This is a genomic window from Belnapia sp., from assembly GCF_059504005.1.
This window is the reverse complement of sequence record NZ_JCACHU010000140.1, coordinates 26,367-41,358: the sequence shown is the minus strand read 5'-3', so window position 1 is coordinate 41,358 and position 14,992 is coordinate 26,367. Positions and strand designations below refer to the sequence as shown.

Sequence of the window (14,992 nt, the reverse complement as noted above, 5' to 3'; positions counted from 1 at the left end):
CTCTCCGCATGTAGGCTCATGGCGTGCTCTCCGCGCGACTCATCGCCTCATGCAGCCGGCTCATCACCCAGGCGAGGCCTGGATAGAGCCCCGCGCTCATCATCACCTGGTAGAGCCCCGGCGCCACCGGCACCAGCCGCCACCCGAGCACCACCTGCAGCAGCCACTCGAGCGCCGCCGCCCCCAGCGCCACGCCGCAATAGGCGAGCCAGACGGTGAGGAAGGACCGCTTCACCAGGACGCGCCGCCACCGCGTCACCAGCCCGGCGACGACCAGCAAGGTCAGCATGCCGGAGCCGATTGGGGCGAAGCTCAGCAGGTCCCCGAGCAGCCCCAGCCCGAACACCGCCAGCGGCGGCAGGGCGGCGGGCCGAAACACCGACCAGAAGACGATGCAGGGCAGGGCCGCCGCCGGCACCAGCCCGGGCGGGCCCACCGGCACCGCGGCCAGCACCATCAGCAAGGCGGTCAGGCCGGTGGGGAAGGCGGCCCGGGCCACCGCGTCGAGCTGGCGCAGCAACCCCATGGCGAGGGCGGGCCGCCCTTTCATGGCGCGCTACCGCCTGGGCCACGGCTCGGGCCGCGCCACGGCTTCCGGCGGCAGAATGCCGCCCAGCCCGTAATCGAAGAGGCGCACCACATCCAGCCGGTCCAGCCGGGCGAAGAGCTCCACCTCCGGCGCGCCGCCCTCGCTGCGGCGGACGATGCCGACCGGCAGCCCGGCCGGAAAGGCACCCGCCTCCGCGCTGGTGACGATGCGCTCCCCATCCTCGGGCGCCGAGCCCTCCGGCCAATGCTGCAGCCGCGGGCGGGCGCCATTGGTGCCGACCATCATCGCCCGCGCCCGGCTGCCCTCCAGCACCACCGGGATGCGGCTGTTCATGTCGGTCGCCAGCAGCACCCGGGCGGAGCGCAGCCCCACCTCCGTCACCCGCCCGACCAGCCCGCGCTCGTCGAGGGCGATCTGCCCCTTCCGCACGCCATGGCTCGGCCCGAGGCCGAGCAGCACCGCCCGCGCATAGATCCCGCCGCCATCGGCGACGACGCGCACGGTCAGGAAGGCCGGCGCCGCTTCCGGCACGACATGGAGCTGCCGCTGCAGCATCGCATTCTCCGCCTCGAGGGCGAGGGCTGTCGCCTGCCAGCGCCGCAGCCGCTCATTCTCCTCGCGCAGCCGGGCATTCTCGGCCCTGAGATTGAGCAGGAATTCCGCCTCCCGCACCGCCCCGCGCACCAAGGCCACCGGCTGCTGCAAGGTCGCCCAGATCGGCGCCAGCAGGTCGGCCAGGGCCATCCGCGCCCGCTCCGCCAGCAGCGCATCCGCCTTGCCGAGCAGCATGGTGCCGAAGGCGAGTGCGATCAGCACGGGCAAGGACAGGCGGGACAGGGCCTGCCGGAGCGGAATGCTGAGCCGGATCACGCCGCCACCTCGACCCCTGGGTTGAAATTGACGCTATCGCGAGAACCTATCTGGGGCTCAACACATCGAACTCAACACCTGGCGGAGTCTCTTGATCTCCTCCAGCGCCCGCCCGGTGCCGAGCGCGACGCAGGAGAGCGGCTGCTCGGCCACCACCACGGGCAGGCCCGTCGAGGCGCGCAGCACCTCGTCCAGCCGGTGCAGCAGCGCCCCGCCGCCGGTCAGCATGATGCCCTTGTCGACGATGTCGGCGGCGAGCTCCGGCGGCGTGTTCTCGAGCGCCACCTTCACCGCCTCGACGATGGCCGTCACCGGCTCCGCCAGGCTCTCGGCGATCTGCCGCTGCGAGACATAGACCTCCCGCGGCACGCCGTGCATCAGGTCGCGGCCCTTCACCTCGGTGACCGGTCCGTCCTCGCCATGGTCCGGCATCGCCGCGGCGCCGATCTCCATCTTGATCCGCTCGGAGCTGCTCTCGCCGATCAGCAGGTTGAACTGCCGGCGGGTGTAGGAAATGATCGCCTCGTCCATCTTGTCGCCGCCGACGCGCACGCTCCGCGCATAGACGATCCCGCCGAGCGAGATCACGGCGACCTCCGTTGTCCCGCCGCCGATGTCGACGACCATGGAGCCGGAGGGCTCCGTCACCGGCAGCCCGGCGCCGATGGCGGCGGCCATCGGCTCCTCGATCAGCAGCACGCGGCGGGCGCCCGCGCTCTCGGCGCTTTCCTGAATCGCCCGCCGCTCCACCGCCGTGCTGCCCGAGGGCACGCAGACGATGATCATGGGCGAAGCGAAGCTCCGCCGGTTGTGCACCTTGCGGATGAAGTGCTTGATCATCTCCTCCGCCACCTCGAAATCGGCGATCACGCCGTCCCGCAGCGGCCGGATGGCGGCGATGTTGCCGGGGGTGCGGCCCAGCATCATCTTCGCCTCCTCACCCACCGCCAGCACCTGCTTGCGGCCGCGGAGATCGGCGATGGCGACGACACTCGGCTCGTTCAGCACGATGCCCCGACCCTTCACATAGACCAGCGTATTCGCCGTCCCGAGGTCGATGGCCATGTCGGCGGAGAGGAAGCCGAACAGGCGAGAGAACATGCGGAGCCAACCTTCCTGGTCGCGCCACCGGCCGCCCCGTCAGCCAAACCCGAAGGTTGAAGACGAGGCAGAGATCACCAGCCCGCGAGGTGTAGCGAAGGCCGTGCCCTTACCCGCCCGGCGCGCGCCACTCAAGGCCCTCCCGAGCCTGCGACACCGCCGGATAGCAACCTAAGCGGAACATAGAACGTTGTGGCAGGAGAAACACGGGAGACCCAGACCATGCGCAAGGCAACGATCATCCTCCTCGCGACCCTGGCCCTGGGCGCCTGCGGCTACCGCACGAGCGACCGGGCCATCTCCGGCGGCCTGCTCGGCGCGGGCGCCGGCGCGGGCGTCTCGGCGCTCACCGGCGGCAGCATCGGCACGGGTGCGCTGATCGGCGGCGGCGTCGGCGCCGCGGGCGGGGCGCTGACCAGCGGCCGCGACGTCAATATCGGCCGGCCGGCCTGGCGCTGAGGGACCACCGGGCTCTGCCCCAGGGCCCATCCGCTGGGGCGCGTTCAGTCTGACCTGCCTCAGGGAACGCATACCCGCCTGCTGCCTGGCCAAGCGAACCCCGATCAGGTGGAAACACCTGATCGGAGCTATTTGCTCGGCCGAACAATGGATGAGAGCGGCTTCCGTGAGCCAGTGCGAACGGAAACCGCCCTAGTCGGCCACCCCGGCCGGCAGGACCTTGCGGCGGAGGAAGCGACGGAGCGAGCCGCGCTTGCTCTTCTCCCGCCGCGGCAGGCGGCGGCGAAGCCGGGCCCCCTCCGCCCCCGGAATCAGCTTCAGCGTCCGGTCGTGATAGGCGTCGAGCCCCGGGCGATGCCCGATCGAGACCAGCGCGCTCCCGGCCAACTCCTCCCCGAACATCCGCATCATGCTGTCCTGGTTGGCCTCGTCGAGCGCCGCCGTCGCCTCATCCATGAAGACCCAGCCCGGCCGGTGCAGCAGCAGCCGCGCGAAGGCCAGCCGCTGCTGCTCGCCGAGGGAGAGGATGCGGTCCCACCGGTCCTCCTCCTCCAGCCGCGACACCAGCCCCTCCAGCCCGCAGCGCCTGAGCGCCGCCTCCACGGCCTGGGCCGGGAATTCCTCGGCCGACGCCGGGTAGGTCAGCGCCGCATGCAGCGTGCCGAGCGGCAGGTAGGGCCGCTGCGGCATGAACATCATCGCCGCCCGGCGGGGGATGCGGATGCGCCCCGCCCCCCAGGGCCAGAGCCCGGCGATCGCCCGGAACAGCGTCGACTTCCCGCTCCCGCTCTCGCCGAGGATCAGCACCTTCTCGCCGGGCGCGATCTCCGCATTCGCCTCCTCGATCACCAGCGTGCCATCGGCCTGGGCGATCTGTAGGTCGCGGAAGGCCAGCACCTCCTGCCCATCCTCGCCCGGCCCCTCCTCGATGGCGATGACGGTGTCCGCCTCCTCCACATCCGCCCCGTCCAGCGTGTCCTCCAGCTCGACGACGCGCGCCACATGGCTGCGCCAGTCGGCCAGGCGCGGGAAATTGTCGACGAACCAGTTGAGGCTGGTCGTCACCTGCCCGAAGGCCGAGGAGATCTGCATCAGCACGCCGAGCGTGATAGCGCCCGCGAAATACCTTGGGCTCGCCACCAGCACCGGGAAGACCGTCAGCAGCATCCCGTAGGCCGAGGTCAGCCACATCAGCCGCCGCTCGCTCCGCATCAGGTCGAGCATGGACTTCGCCACCTGGCCGAAGGCGCGGTGCAGCCCGCGCTCCTCATCCGCCTCGCCGCGGATCAGCGCGACGCCCTCGCTGCTCTCCCGCAGGCGCACGAGCGCGAAGCGGTGATCGCTCTCCGCCGCGTTGCGCCGGATATTCGCCTCGACCATCGGCCGCCCGATGAACCAGGTCAGCGCCGAGCCGATGCCCGCATAGAGCAGCGCCGCGAAGACCATGTAACCCGGAATCTCGAGCTCGCTCCCGCCGAGCGAGACATGCAGCGGCCCCGACAGGGTCCAGAGGATGCCGACGAAGGAGACCAGCATCAGCACGGAGCTGACCAGCCCGACCGCCATGTCGACCGCGATCGCCGTCGCCCAGCGCGTGTTCTCGCTGATCCGCTGGTCCGGGTTGTCCGCCGCATCGGGCAGGAAGTTGATGCGGTAGTGCCGCCCGCCCTCCAGCCAGCGATGCTGCAGCCGCCTCACCAGCCATTCCCGCCAGTGCAGCTGCAGCATCTGCCGCATGTAGAGCTGGAACACCGCCGTCACCATGCTGCCGACGGTGAGCGCCATGAACAGCCCGAGCTGCCCGAAGAAGGCGTCGCGGTCGCGCGACTCGAGGGCGTTGAAGAAGTCGCGGTTCCAGATATTGAACCGCACCTGCACGCCGATCTGCAACAGCGTCAGCGCGAGCACGCCGCCGGTCAGCCACCAGGCCCGCCTGCGCTCCTCGCCGCGGTAGTATTGCCTGGTCAGCCGCCAGAACCCGGCCATGAAGCCGGCCCTGCCGCCCTCCTCGGCGCTGGCGCCCTCGGCCATGGTCAGCGCGGAGGGCCGGCCACCGGCCGCATCGCATCGGGCGAGGGGCCGAGCCGCTCGGCGAGCAGCGCCCGCCCGTCCGGCCCGTCACGCCCCGGCCCGGCCGCGGCCAGCGCCTGGTCCGGCTTCAGCAGGTCCTGCGTGCCCTCGACGGCGGCGGCCGGCACCAGCACGACGCTGCCATCCTCGAGGATCGCTCCCGCCACCTCGCCCTGCGGCGTGTAATAGGGCTGCTTGACCTTGCCGGAAAGGCGCAGCGCGGTTCCGCCCTCCTGCACCACCCGCCCGCCGAGCCGCCAGTAGAACCGGTCCACCACCACCGGCGTCGCGTCGGAATTGGGCGCGAAGGCGAGCATGGTGATGACCGGCGCCCGGCGCGCCCGGATGCCCCAGACGATGACGGACTTGCCGGCCGGCGCATCGCGCCGCACCGCCTCCGCCACATCGGGCGGGAAGACCACCTGCGGGCCCTCCCGGAAGATCAGCCCATCCACCTCGCCGCGCGGATTGGGCAGGTAGCGCTCGACGGTGCCGGTGAAGGAGGGGAGCTGCGTTGGGTCGAACCAGAGGTCCGGCTCGCTCCGCTGGCCGGCCGCAGTCTGCGCCCGCACGCCGCCCTCCAGGGGGAGGGCGACGGCCAGGCCAGCAAGCAGACCGCGCCGCCCGAGCCTCATGACCTGCGAATGGCTCCGAAGACCAGGGAGAGGAGGAACAGAACGATGAAGACGGTGAAGAGGATCTTGGCGATTCCGGCCGAGGCCACGGCAATGCCGCCGAAGCCGAACACGCCGGCGACCAGCGCGATGACGAGGAAGATCAACGTCCAGTAAAGCATGGCGTCCTCCGCAGGCTACGGCGGCAAAACGCCGCCGTCCCCATTCGGTTCTCCATGCTTAACGAACCCGTGTTACATCAAACCGGCCGCACGCCGCGCGTCACCGCCTGGTAGGTCGCCACCGCCAGGGTCGTGGGATCGAAGGGCTTGGTGATGACGAAGGCCGGCTCCACCGCCTCGCCGGTCAGCAGCCGCTCCGGATAGGCGGTGACGAAGATGACCGGCGCCGTCAGGTCGCGCAGGATGCGGGCGACCGCACTCGCCCCGTCGCCGCCGGCGCCGAGATTGATGTCGGCCAGCACCAGCCCCGGCCGCTCCGCCCGGGCCATCTCCACCGCCTCGGTCTCCGTCGCGGCGATGCCGACGACGCTGTGGCCGCAGCGCTCCACCAGCTCCTGGATGTCGAGGGCGATGATCGGCTCGTCCTCGATGATGAGCACGCGCGCGGTGACGCCGGTGCGCAGCCCGTCGCGGGCGATGCGCAGCTCCGCCTCCGCTTCCGCCGGCGAGATGCGGCAGGCCGCCGCCGCCGCGGTCAGCGGCTGCTCCTCCAGCGCGGTCAGCAGCAGCAGCATGCGCTGCTGCAGGGTCAGGCCGGCCGGATCATGCCGCGGCCCGGCATCGGCGGCGCGGACGGCATCGCCCACGGCGCGGTACAGGATGGCGCGGGGCGTCGGATCCCCAGGGAAATGCTGCGCCATCACCTGGCGCAGCGCATCCGCCACCATGGCATCACCCTGGGCCTGGGTTCCGGTCAGCGCGCGGGCATAGCGGCGCGCATAAGGCAGCGCCTTGATCATCCCCGCCCGGTCGATGGCGCTCATGCCGTTCTCATCCTGCACAGGCGATGGATATCCTTATCGCACCTCGTAGGTGGTGATATTGAGCATGTCGTGACCGAACAAGCCATGGATCGCGCGCTGCGGACGGCGCTCGCGCAATTGTTGCCTGAACTCCGGGCCTTTGCCCGGTACCTCTCGGGCTCCCGTACGGAAGCCGACGATCTCGTGCAGGAAGCGGTGCTGCGAACCTTGCGCTCGCTCGATGGCAAGTCGGAGGGTGTCGACCTCCGCGCCTGGTGCCTCGCCGTCATCCGCAACACCTTCCATGAGCAGCTTCGCTCGCGCCGCCGCGAACGCCGGCTCGCCGAGTCGCTGCCGGAGGACCAGGGCGCGCCTGCCGAACAGGAAGTGCCCGGCCGCATGCGCGACCTGACGCGGGCGCTGCGCGACCTGCCGCCGCTGCTGCGCGAGGCGGTGATCTTGGTCGGCGCGCAGGGCCTCTCGCACCAGGAAGCGGCCGACATCTGCGCCGTCCCGCTCGGCACCATGAAGGCCCGCGTCTCCCGCGCACGCCGGTTGCTGGCCGAGGCGCTGGAAAAGCAGCCTCCCGATCCTGTGACGCCCTAACGCGCGCGTGATGCATCCCTTCGCCCTGGCCGATCACTTCTTATCAGACGAAGCAAAGAGGGACCGGACCACTATGGACGGACACACCGACACCACCGCGAAGCCCGCTCACGCCGTCAGCAGCGCTGCCGAATTCCACGGCCAGCTCGTCGCCCTGCTGCCGAAACTGCGGGTCCAGGCCCTGGCGCTGACGCGCAACCGGGCCGCTGCGGAGGATTTGGTGCAGGATGCCGTCGCCAACGCCCTGGCGGCGAAGGACAGCTTCACCCCCGGCACCAACTTCGCCGCCTGGATGCACCGCATCCTGCGCAACCGCTTCATCAGCACGCTCCGCAAGCAGCGCGAGACGACCGACATCGAGGATCTGCCGATGTCCGCCTTCGCCGTCAGCGGCGCGCATGAGGACCGCCTCGTCCTCAAGGAGCTAAGCCGCGCCCTCGGCCGCCTGCCCTCCGACCAGCGCGAGGCGCTGTTCATGGTGGTTCTCCAGGGCCTTTCCTACGAGGAAGTCGCCCAGGCCACCGGCTGCGCCGTCGGCACGGCGAAGAGCCGCGTCTTCCGCGCCCGCCGCCAGCTCCAGGCCTGGCTGATGGGCGAGGACCAGCCGGCCGCCGAGATCCGGAACGGCGCACAGCGCGACCGGACCGATACGGTCGTTGGCGAAATCCGCTCTGTGGTATAGTGTAATATGACACGGAGTGGGGCGGCGGTGCTCGAGCGGCACCCCGCCAGCCCGTCCTTGGCGGCCGGGATGATGGGCAAGATCGAAAAGAAACGCGCAAGCACCCCGGCAAAGCCCGGTATCGAGCAGGAGGGCAAGGAGGTGGACCAGGCCTTCGATGTCTGGCTGCGGCGTGGGCTGCACCAGCTCTACGATACCGTGGCGCGCGAGCCGATCCCGGACGAGCTGCTGCGCCTGATCGAGGAGGACCAGTCCTCCTCCGACGAGAAGTAGCGCGCTCCACCGGACGCGCCCCAAGCCATGCGCCCTTGGGGGCCCCGGCCAGCCTGGCCGGGGCCTTTTTCATGCGCTCAGGCCGAGAGCGCCGGCGTGATCTCGGCCGGCGCCGTGCGCTCGCGCTTCACCAGCAGCTTGTTCAGCGCATGCACATAGGCCCGGGCGGAGGCGACGATGGTGTCGGTGTCGGCGCCCTGGCCATCGACCAGCTTGCCGCCCTCCTCCAGCCGCACGGTCACGCGCGCCTGCGCATCCGTACCCCCCGTCACGCTCTGCACGGCGTAGAGCTTCAGCGCCACCTCATGCGGGAAGGCGTGGCGGATGGCATTGAAGGTCGCGTCCACCGCGCCGTCGCCACTTGCCATGCCGTCGCGGTGCTCGCCATCCACCTCGAGGGCGAGGGTCGCCATCGGCTTGGTGCCGAGGCCGGTGGCGACGGTCAGCGCCAGCAGCCTCACCCGGTCATTGCCGCGCACCACCTCGTCATCGACCAGCGCCACGACATCCTCGTCGTAGACGACCTTCTTGCGGTCGGCGAGGTCCTTGAACCGGCGGAAGGCGTCGTTCAGCTGGTTGTCGCCGACCGTGTAGCCGAGTGCAGCCAGCTTGTCGCGGAAGGCGGCCCGGCCGGAATGCTTGCCGAGCACCAGGCTGTTCTTGGTCCAGCCCACGCTCTCCGGCGTCATGATCTCGTAGGTGGAGGCGTCCTTCAGCACGCCGTCCTGATGGATGCCCGATTCATGCGCGAAGGCGTTGCGGCCGACGATCGCCTTGTTCGGCTGCACGTCGAAGCCGGTGATGGTCGCCAGCAGCTTGCTGGTGCGCAGCAGCTTCTGCGTGACGATGTTGTTGGTGTAGGGCAGCGCATCGCGCCGCGTGCGCAGCGCCATCGCCACCTCCTCGAGCGAGGCATTGCCGGCCCGCTCGCCGATGCCGTTGATCGTGCTCTCGATCTGCCGCACGCCGGCCTGGATGGCGGCGACGGTGTTGGCGACGGCCATGCCGAGGTCGTTGTGATTATGCGCGGAGAGGATGACCTTCTCGATCCCGGGCACCCGGTTGCGCAGGTCGCGGAAGATCTGCGCCATGTCCTCCGGCATGGAGTAGCCGACGGTGTCGGGGATGTTGATGGTCGTCGCCCCCGCCTTGATCGCCGCCTCGACGCAGCGGCAGAGGAAGTCCGGGTCGGAGCGGCTGCCGTCCTCCGCCGACCACTCGACGTCATCGCTGTGCTGGCGGCCGAGGCTGACGCTGCTGGTGGTCAGGTCCAGCACCTCCTCCGGCGACATGCGCAGCTTGACGCGCATATGCAGCTCGGAGGTCGCCAGGACGATGTGGATGCGCTTGCGGGCGGCGGGCTTCAGCGCCTCGGCGCTGCGCAGGATGTCGGCCGGGTTGGCGCGGCCGAGGCTGGCGACCACCGGCCCGTCCTTGGCGAACCTCCGCGCGATCGACTGCACGCTCTCGAAATCGCCCGGCGAGGCGATGGCGAAGCCTGCCTCGATGACATCGACGCCGAGCTCGGCCAGCGCCTCCGCCATGCGCAGCTTCTCCTCGAGGTTCATCGAGAAGCCGGGCGACTGCTCGCCGTCGCGCAGGGTGGTGTCGAAGAAGATGATGCGGTTGTCGTCCAGCGTGCCGAAGCTGGGATGGGTGATAGCCATGGACTCGGTTCCTTCGTGCTCGCGCAGCCTCTCGCTCAGTCCCCCCTGAGCGAAGCCGGCCGTCAGCCGAGCGTCACGCCCAGGGGCGGGTAAGTCGAAGGAGGAGGCCGAGAAGCGGGCACGCGCGGCCGGCGGCGGAGCCGCTCGTCAGGCCGGAAAGGGGCGCGTGCAGGGTCATGCAGCCCGCAACCTAGCCGCGTGCCGCCCGGGCGGCAAGGGGCCTTGGCGCCGGGCGCCGATGGTTTCACCATCCCACCACAATCCGGGGGAGGACCGACCACATGCCGCACCGCATCCTGCTTTGCCGCGCCCTGCACCCTGCCGGCCAGGCCGTGCTGGCGGAGCGGAGCGACCTCGACATCGTCACCCTGCAGGACCCGCCGGTGGAGCAGTTCCACCAGCACCTCTCCTCCGCCGACGCCGTGCTATGCTGGCTGGAGCGGGTGGACCGCGCGGCGCTGGCCGCCGCACCACGGCTGAAGGTCGTCTCCCGCTACGGCGTCGGCTTCGACACGGTCGACATCGCCGCCTGCACCGAGCGGGACATCCCGGTGATGGTGGTGAACGGCACCAACGACCTCAGCGTCGCCGAGCATGCGATGATGCTGATGCTGGCCGTCGCCCGCCGCGCCCTCGACAACGACCAGATCGTCAAGGCCGGCGGCTGGTGGGCGAAGGGCGGGCCGGGGATGGTCGACCTCGCCGGCCGCTCCGTCCTCGTCGTCGGCTATGGCCGCATCGGCAGCCGCGTCGCCAACTATTGCCGCGCCTTCCAGATGAAGGTGATGGTGATGGACCCTGGCTTCCACCCGGCCCGCATCGCCGCCGACGGCTTCACCCCCATCCGCGACCTCCAGGCCGGCCTCGCCGCGGCGGATGTGGTGACGCTGCACTGTCCCCTCTCGCCGGCCACCCACCACCTGATGAATGCGGCCGCCTTCGCCGCGCTGAAGCCGGGCGCCATCCTGGTGAACACCGCCCGCGGCCCGATCGTGGAGGAGGCTGCCCTGGTCGCCGCGCTCGAGGCCGGCCGCCTGCAGGGCGCCGGGCTCGACGTGCTGGAGGTGGAGCCCTCCAACGCCACCAACCCGCTCTATGCGCTGCCCAATGTCGTCGTCAGCCCGCATAATGCGGCGAGCACGGAGGAGGGCCTGGCCCGCATGGGCCGCCAGGCGGCTCGCAACATCCTCGACGTGCTGGACGGCAAGCGCGACCCCGCCTTCATGGTGAATGGCGAGATCGCCCGGTAGGAACCGACAGATGGACGCCAGGGACTTCGCCGACATCCTGCGCATGGAGGGCTTCAACGAAGTCCTCGACCGCGACCTGCCGCCCGGCAAGGCCGTGCCGGAGCACAGCCACCCCTTCGACGCCAAGCTGCTGATCACCGGTGGCGCCTTCACCCTCACCCGCGACGGCCAGGCGACGACCTACGGCCCGGGCGATGTCTTCAGCGTCCCGGCCGGGCACCGGCATGCCGAGCTGGCCGGGCCCGAGGGCGCCCGGTTCATCGCCGGGCGCCGGCACAAGTCGGCCTAGGTTTCCTCCGGCCGGAACCCGCTCTCGGCGATGATCGGCCCCCATTTCTCGTAGTCGGCCCGGAAGCGCCGGGTGAAGTCGGCGATGGAGAGCGGATAGGGCCGCATCTCCAGCCTGGCGATGGCCTCGCGGTAATCGGGCGTGCCGATCGCCTCCACGGCCGTGCGGTGCAAGGCCTCCTGCACCGCCGCCGGCGTCTTCGCCGGCAGGAAGAGCCCGAACCACTCGCTCCCGGTGAGCTGCGGATAGCCCTGCTCGGCGAAGGTCGGCACATCCGGGAAGCGCGGCAGCCGCTGCTCGGAGGAGACGCCGGCCAGCCGCACCGGCCCGCCCGGCGTCGCCGCATGCGGCGCCAGGTCGACCATCGGGTGGTAGCTCGCCGCCAGCCGCCCGCCGAGCAGGTCCTGGATCGCCGGCGCGCTGCCCCGGTAGGGAATATGCGTCATGGACAGCCCGGTCGCCTTCGCCACCTGCACGCCGAGGAAGTGCAGCATGCTGCCCGCCGCCGCACTGCTATAGGGGATGTCGGTCTTGCCCGCGCCCCAGTCCTTGAAGGCCGCCAGCGTGCCGACGCTGTTCGCCATCGGCCCGACGCCCATGCCGAAGGGGAACTCCCCGGCCGGCGTCACCGGCATGAGGTCGGTGAAGGGGTCGTAGCGCAGCGTTGCCGGGCGGTAGAGATGCGGGAAGATGACCAGCATGCTCGCCGCCGTCAGCAGGATGGTATTGCCATCCGGCTCCGCCGCCTTCACCGCCTCGACCGCCAGCCGCCCGGCGGCGCCGACGCGGTTCTCGACGATGACGTTCTGCGCATAGGGCCCGCGCAGCCGCTCGGCGATCAGCCGCGCCGTGGTGTCGGCGCTGCCGCCCGCCGGGAAGCCGACGACGATCCGCGCCATCGGCCGCGCCGGCTGGGCGAGGGCGGGCATGGCCAGGGCAGCGAACCCCAGCCCGAGGGCAGACCGGCGATGCAGCGTCATGGAGGTTTCCTTTGTTGGCCTATTGGGGCGGGTGCTGCGCCAGCCAGTGCCGGGCGATCTCGGCACGGCGGCAGACCCAGACATCGGGATGCCGCGCAACATGGTCGAGGAAGCGCTCGAGCGCCGCGGCGCGCGCCGGCCGCCCGGCCAGCCGGCAATGCAGCCCGACCGACATCATCCGCCCGCCCTCCCGCCGCAGCAGGTCGAAGCTGTCGGTCAGGTGCTGGGTGAATCCGTCATTCGCCGAGAAGCCCGGCGGCACCGCGAATTTCATGTCGTTGTTGTCGAGCGTATAGGGCACGACGAGAAGCGGCTTCCCCGCCGCCCGCACGTAGTAGGGCAGGTCGTCCGCGTAGGAGTCGCTGTCGTAGAGGAAGCCGCCATGCTCCGCGACCAGCCGTCGCGTCCGCGGGCTGATCCTCCCCGTATACCAGCCGACCGGCCTGCTGCCCGTGGTCCGCTCGATCACCTCGACGCAGCGGGTGATGTGGTCGCGCTCCACCTGTTCCGGCACGCCGCGATAGTCGATCCAGCGCCAGCCATGGCTCGCCACCTCATGCCCCGCCTCGGCGAAGGCCTGGCCCGCCTCCGGGTGCAGCTCCAGCGCGCGCCCGACCGCATAGATCGTCAGCGGCAGCTTGCGCTCCCCGAACAGCCGCAGGATGCGCCACAGCCCCGCCCGCGCGCCGTAGTCGAACTGGCTCTCGGTCGAGAGGTCCCGCTCCGCCCGCGGCGTGCCGCCCGGCACCTCGTGCAGGTAGAGCTCGCTTCCCGCATCGCCGTTGAGCACGCTGTTCTCGGCGCCCTCCTCGTAATTCAGCACGAAGGAGAGGGCGAGCCGCGCCCCGCCCGGCCAGAGCGGATCGGGCGGGTTGGGCCCGTAGCCGTGGAAGTCGCGGGGATGCTCGGTGTCGCCGGCGAGGATCATACCGGGAGTGTGGCCCGCGCCGCCCCCGCCCCGCAATCCCCGCGGCTAGGCCCGGCCGAGCCCCTGCAGGATGGCATTCACCATCGGCTTCATGTGGAAATTTTCCTCGGGCATCACCGCCACCTCGCCGCCCGCTGTCCTCACCGCCTCGGCGACCACGGGCCCGACGGCCGCGATCCGCGTCCGCCGGAGCGCCTCGGCCAGCACCGCCTGCCGCCCCGCCTCCTCGGCCAGGCTCACCAGCCGCCGCACCTGCGGCGTGCTGGTGAAGACGACGAGGTCGACCCGCCCGGCCGCCATCTCGCCCATCGCCTCCAGCACCCGCTCGTCCTCCGCCCGCGTCGCATAGGCGTAAGGGAGAACGGGGTCCGCCTCCGCCCCCGCCTCGCGGAGGAAGTCGAGCAGCGGCGCATTCGGGTTGTCGGGATAGAGCTGCACCGCCACCCGCCGCCCGTGCAGGTCGAGCGCCCGCAGGCCCGCGATGATCCCCGCCGTCGTCGCCGGCTCCGGCGCCAGGTCCGGCCCGAGGCCGATGCTCCTGAGCTTCTGGCTCGGCTTCGGCCCACGGCAGATGCGCCTGGCACCGGCCAGCGCCGCGCGGAACTCGCCCTCGATCCCCGCCCGCTCCGCCACGCCGAGCAGCCGCCCCAGCCCTTCCCCGGTCAGCAGGATCAGGTCGTCCGGCGGCGTGGCGATGAAGCGCCGCAGCCAGGCCTCGATCGGCGCCGGGTCGGGCGCGTCGACGATGGCGACCAGCGGGCAGCGGATCGCCTGCGCACCCTGGCGCTCCAGCATCCGCGCCAGCACCTCCAGCTCCCGCGTCTCCGGCACCACCACCCGGAGCCCGGCCATGGCCCCGCCCACCGTCTCGCTCATGCCGCCAGCTCCAGCTCCGGGACCGATACCCGCCGGTGCATCCACCGCTCGCCGCGGCGGAAGACGACGTATTGCCCCGGCTCCATCACCGTCCAGGCCTCGTCCCGGGTCAAGGGCCGCGTCGCCACCACCGTCACCACGTCGCGCGGCGTGGTCTCCTTGGCGAAGTCGGCGCTGAGGTCCTCGTCGATCAGCGTCGCCGGGCCGAAGGGCGCCCGCCGCGTCAGCCAGGCCATGCGCTTGCCGCAGAAGCAGTAGAGCCAGCGCCCGTCGCTCAGCAGCATGTTGAAGACGCCCGTCGCCGCCAGGCGCCCCGACAGCGCCTCGATCGCCGCCGCCAGCCGATGCCCGGGCGGCGAGGCCGGAAAGGTCTCCCGCAGCCGGTCGAGCATCCAGCAGAAGGCGTGCTCGCTGTCGGTCGTCCCGACCGGGTGGTAGTGCCGGAGCGGCCAGCGCTTCACCCCGGCGAGCTGCCCGTTATGCGCGAAGGTCCAGAGCCGCCCCCAGAGCTCCCGCTGGAAGGGGTGGGTGTTCTCCAGCGCCACCCGCCCCCGGTTGGCCCGGCGGATATGCGAGAGGACGGTGCAGCTCTTGATCGGGTGGTCGCGGACGAAGCGCGCCACCTCCGAGTCCGCCGAGGGCCGGGGGTCATGGAAGGCCCGCGCGCCCTTGCCTTCGTAGAAGGCGATCCCCCAGCCATCCGCATGCGGCCCGGTCCTGCCGCCGCGCTGCATCAGTCCGGCGAAGCTGAAGCAGATATCGGTGGGGACATTGGCGCTCATCCCAAGAAGT

Annotated in this window: 18 protein-coding genes; 6 read left to right on the top strand and 12 right to left on the bottom strand. The window is 71.1% G+C overall.

The window, feature by feature from the left end:
- Nucleotides 1-16: 16 nt before the first annotated feature.
- From mreD to AC5JJ1_RS19685, 3 genes are read right to left on the bottom strand one after another with little or no spacing between them, the layout of a single operon-like run.
- A complete protein-coding gene (mreD, locus tag AC5JJ1_RS19695; protein ID WP_495786815.1) occupies nt 17-550 on the bottom strand; it encodes a rod shape-determining protein MreD in 534 nt (177 codons plus the stop codon).
- A gap of 6 nt (nt 551-556) precedes the next feature.
- Entirely contained in the window at nt 557-1,420 is an 864-nt protein-coding gene (mreC, locus tag AC5JJ1_RS19690) for a rod shape-determining protein MreC (protein ID WP_495786814.1), read from the bottom strand.
- 57 nt (nt 1,421-1,477) lie between these two features.
- Complete coding sequence (locus AC5JJ1_RS19685) at nt 1,478-2,521, bottom strand: rod shape-determining protein (protein ID WP_495786813.1); 1,044 nt, start codon at nt 2,519-2,521, stop codon at nt 1,478-1,480.
- Between the two features lie 222 nt (nt 2,522-2,743).
- On the opposite strand from AC5JJ1_RS19685, the gene AC5JJ1_RS19680 reads away from it, so the two are divergent.
- Nucleotides 2,744-2,980 (top strand): YMGG-like glycine zipper-containing protein, encoded by a 237-nt coding sequence (locus AC5JJ1_RS19680; protein WP_495786812.1) that lies wholly within the window; start codon nt 2,744-2,746, stop codon nt 2,978-2,980.
- Nucleotides 2,981-3,172: 192 nt separating this feature from the next.
- Here the strand turns inward: AC5JJ1_RS19680 and AC5JJ1_RS19675 are convergent, their stop codons facing one another.
- The 4 genes from AC5JJ1_RS19675 to AC5JJ1_RS19660 all read right to left on the bottom strand — a co-directional run bounded on the left by AC5JJ1_RS19675 (nt 3,173) and on the right by AC5JJ1_RS19660 (nt 6,670).
- A complete protein-coding gene (locus tag AC5JJ1_RS19675; protein WP_495786811.1) occupies nt 3,173-5,011 on the bottom strand; it encodes an ABC transporter ATP-binding protein/permease in 1,839 nt (612 codons plus the stop codon).
- Nucleotides 5,012-5,013: 2 nt separating this feature from the next.
- On the bottom strand, nt 5,014-5,685 hold the full coding sequence (locus AC5JJ1_RS19670; RefSeq protein WP_495786810.1) for a hypothetical protein: 672 nt from the start codon (nt 5,683-5,685) through the stop codon (nt 5,014-5,016).
- Nucleotides 5,682-5,846 carry a DUF1328 domain-containing protein gene (locus AC5JJ1_RS19665; protein ID WP_495786809.1) on the bottom strand — a complete coding sequence of 55 codons (165 nt, stop codon included), beginning with the start codon at nt 5,844-5,846 and terminating at the stop codon, nt 5,682-5,684. Before AC5JJ1_RS19665 ends, AC5JJ1_RS19670 begins: the two co-directional genes overlap by 4 nt.
- 77 nt (nt 5,847-5,923) lie before the next feature.
- Nucleotides 5,924-6,670: a response regulator gene (locus tag AC5JJ1_RS19660; protein WP_495786808.1), complete on the bottom strand. Its 747-nt coding sequence runs from the start codon at nt 6,668-6,670 to the stop codon at nt 5,924-5,926.
- Between the two features lie 69 nt (nt 6,671-6,739).
- Here AC5JJ1_RS19660 and AC5JJ1_RS19655 point away from each other — a divergent pair, with 69 nt between their 5' ends.
- The 3 genes from AC5JJ1_RS19655 to AC5JJ1_RS19645 all read left to right on the top strand — a co-directional run bounded on the left by AC5JJ1_RS19655 (nt 6,740) and on the right by AC5JJ1_RS19645 (nt 8,210).
- Nucleotides 6,740-7,255 (top strand): sigma-70 family RNA polymerase sigma factor, encoded by a 516-nt coding sequence (locus tag AC5JJ1_RS19655; RefSeq protein ID WP_495786807.1) that lies wholly within the window; start codon nt 6,740-6,742, stop codon nt 7,253-7,255.
- A gap of 73 nt (nt 7,256-7,328) precedes the next feature.
- Nucleotides 7,329-7,937: a sigma-70 family RNA polymerase sigma factor gene (locus tag AC5JJ1_RS19650; protein ID WP_495786806.1), complete on the top strand. Its 609-nt coding sequence runs from the start codon at nt 7,329-7,331 to the stop codon at nt 7,935-7,937.
- Between the two features lie 72 nt (nt 7,938-8,009).
- Complete coding sequence (locus AC5JJ1_RS19645; RefSeq protein WP_495786862.1) at nt 8,010-8,210, top strand: NepR family anti-sigma factor; 201 nt, start codon at nt 8,010-8,012, stop codon at nt 8,208-8,210.
- A 77-nt stretch (nt 8,211-8,287) separates the two neighbouring features.
- Here the strand turns inward: AC5JJ1_RS19645 and AC5JJ1_RS19640 are convergent, their stop codons facing one another.
- Nucleotides 8,288-9,877: a 2-isopropylmalate synthase gene (locus tag AC5JJ1_RS19640; RefSeq protein ID WP_495786805.1), complete on the bottom strand. Its 1,590-nt coding sequence runs from the start codon at nt 9,875-9,877 to the stop codon at nt 8,288-8,290.
- Between the two features lie 281 nt (nt 9,878-10,158).
- On the opposite strand from AC5JJ1_RS19640, the gene AC5JJ1_RS19635 reads away from it, so the two are divergent.
- Both AC5JJ1_RS19635 and AC5JJ1_RS19630 read left to right on the top strand, forming a co-directional pair.
- Nucleotides 10,159-11,127, top strand: a complete 969-nt coding sequence (locus AC5JJ1_RS19635; protein ID WP_495786804.1) for a hydroxyacid dehydrogenase — start codon at nt 10,159-10,161, stop codon at nt 11,125-11,127.
- Between the two features lie 10 nt (nt 11,128-11,137).
- A complete protein-coding gene (locus AC5JJ1_RS19630; RefSeq protein WP_495786803.1) occupies nt 11,138-11,416 on the top strand; it encodes a cupin domain-containing protein in 279 nt (92 codons plus the stop codon).
- Here AC5JJ1_RS19630 and AC5JJ1_RS19625 read toward each other — a convergent pair.
- From AC5JJ1_RS19625 to AC5JJ1_RS19610, 4 genes are read right to left on the bottom strand one after another with little or no spacing between them, the layout of a single operon-like run.
- On the bottom strand, nt 11,413-12,396 hold the full coding sequence (locus AC5JJ1_RS19625; RefSeq protein WP_495786802.1) for a tripartite tricarboxylate transporter substrate-binding protein: 984 nt from the start codon (nt 12,394-12,396) through the stop codon (nt 11,413-11,415). The genes AC5JJ1_RS19630 and AC5JJ1_RS19625 overlap by 4 nt on opposite strands.
- A 19-nt stretch (nt 12,397-12,415) precedes the next feature.
- Nucleotides 12,416-13,324, bottom strand: a complete 909-nt coding sequence (puuE, locus tag AC5JJ1_RS19620) for an allantoinase PuuE (protein WP_495786801.1) — start codon at nt 13,322-13,324, stop codon at nt 12,416-12,418.
- A gap of 45 nt (nt 13,325-13,369) precedes the next feature.
- Nucleotides 13,370-14,200 carry a uroporphyrinogen-III synthase gene (locus AC5JJ1_RS19615; protein ID WP_495786800.1) on the bottom strand — a complete coding sequence of 277 codons (831 nt, stop codon included), beginning with the start codon at nt 14,198-14,200 and terminating at the stop codon, nt 13,370-13,372.
- Nucleotides 14,197-14,982, bottom strand: coding sequence for a class II glutamine amidotransferase (locus AC5JJ1_RS19610; RefSeq protein ID WP_495786799.1), 786 nt, complete (start codon nt 14,980-14,982; stop codon nt 14,197-14,199). Before AC5JJ1_RS19610 ends, AC5JJ1_RS19615 begins: the two co-directional genes overlap by 4 nt.
- Nucleotides 14,983-14,992 lie beyond the last annotated feature (10 nt).

Excerpts from the sequence above, each read along its gene's own strand:
- mreD (WP_495786815.1), bottom strand. The coding sequence starts at position 550 with ATGAAAGGGCGGCCCGCCCTCGCCATGGGGTTGCTGCGCCAGCTCGAC.
- AC5JJ1_RS19685 (WP_495786813.1), bottom strand. The coding sequence starts at position 2,521 with ATGTTCTCTCGCCTGTTCGGCTTCCTCTCCGCCGACATGGCCATCGAC.
- AC5JJ1_RS19615 (WP_495786800.1), bottom strand. The coding sequence starts at position 14,200 with ATGAGCGAGACGGTGGGCGGGGCCATGGCCGGGCTCCGGGTGGTGGTG.
- AC5JJ1_RS19625 (WP_495786802.1), bottom strand. The coding sequence starts at position 12,396 with ATGACGCTGCATCGCCGGTCTGCCCTCGGGCTGGGGTTCGCTGCCCTG.
- puuE (WP_495786801.1), bottom strand. The coding sequence starts at position 13,324 with ATGATCCTCGCCGGCGACACCGAGCATCCCCGCGACTTCCACGGCTAC.
- AC5JJ1_RS19645 (WP_495786862.1), top strand. The coding sequence starts at position 8,010 with ATGGGCAAGATCGAAAAGAAACGCGCAAGCACCCCGGCAAAGCCCGGT.
- AC5JJ1_RS19670 (WP_495786810.1), bottom strand. The coding sequence starts at position 5,685 with ATGAGGCTCGGGCGGCGCGGTCTGCTTGCTGGCCTGGCCGTCGCCCTC.
- AC5JJ1_RS19665 (WP_495786809.1), bottom strand. The coding sequence starts at position 5,846 with ATGCTTTACTGGACGTTGATCTTCCTCGTCATCGCGCTGGTCGCCGGC.
- AC5JJ1_RS19635 (WP_495786804.1), top strand. The coding sequence starts at position 10,159 with ATGCCGCACCGCATCCTGCTTTGCCGCGCCCTGCACCCTGCCGGCCAG.
- AC5JJ1_RS19680 (WP_495786812.1), top strand. The coding sequence starts at position 2,744 with ATGCGCAAGGCAACGATCATCCTCCTCGCGACCCTGGCCCTGGGCGCC.
- AC5JJ1_RS19675 (WP_495786811.1), bottom strand. The coding sequence starts at position 5,011 with ATGGCCGAGGGCGCCAGCGCCGAGGAGGGCGGCAGGGCCGGCTTCATG.
- AC5JJ1_RS19610 (WP_495786799.1), bottom strand. The coding sequence starts at position 14,982 with ATGAGCGCCAATGTCCCCACCGATATCTGCTTCAGCTTCGCCGGACTG.
- AC5JJ1_RS19640 (WP_495786805.1), bottom strand. The coding sequence starts at position 9,877 with ATGGCTATCACCCATCCCAGCTTCGGCACGCTGGACGACAACCGCATC.
- AC5JJ1_RS19660 (WP_495786808.1), bottom strand. The coding sequence starts at position 6,670 with ATGAGCGCCATCGACCGGGCGGGGATGATCAAGGCGCTGCCTTATGCG.
- AC5JJ1_RS19650 (WP_495786806.1), top strand. The coding sequence starts at position 7,329 with ATGGACGGACACACCGACACCACCGCGAAGCCCGCTCACGCCGTCAGC.
- AC5JJ1_RS19630 (WP_495786803.1), top strand. The coding sequence starts at position 11,138 with ATGGACGCCAGGGACTTCGCCGACATCCTGCGCATGGAGGGCTTCAAC.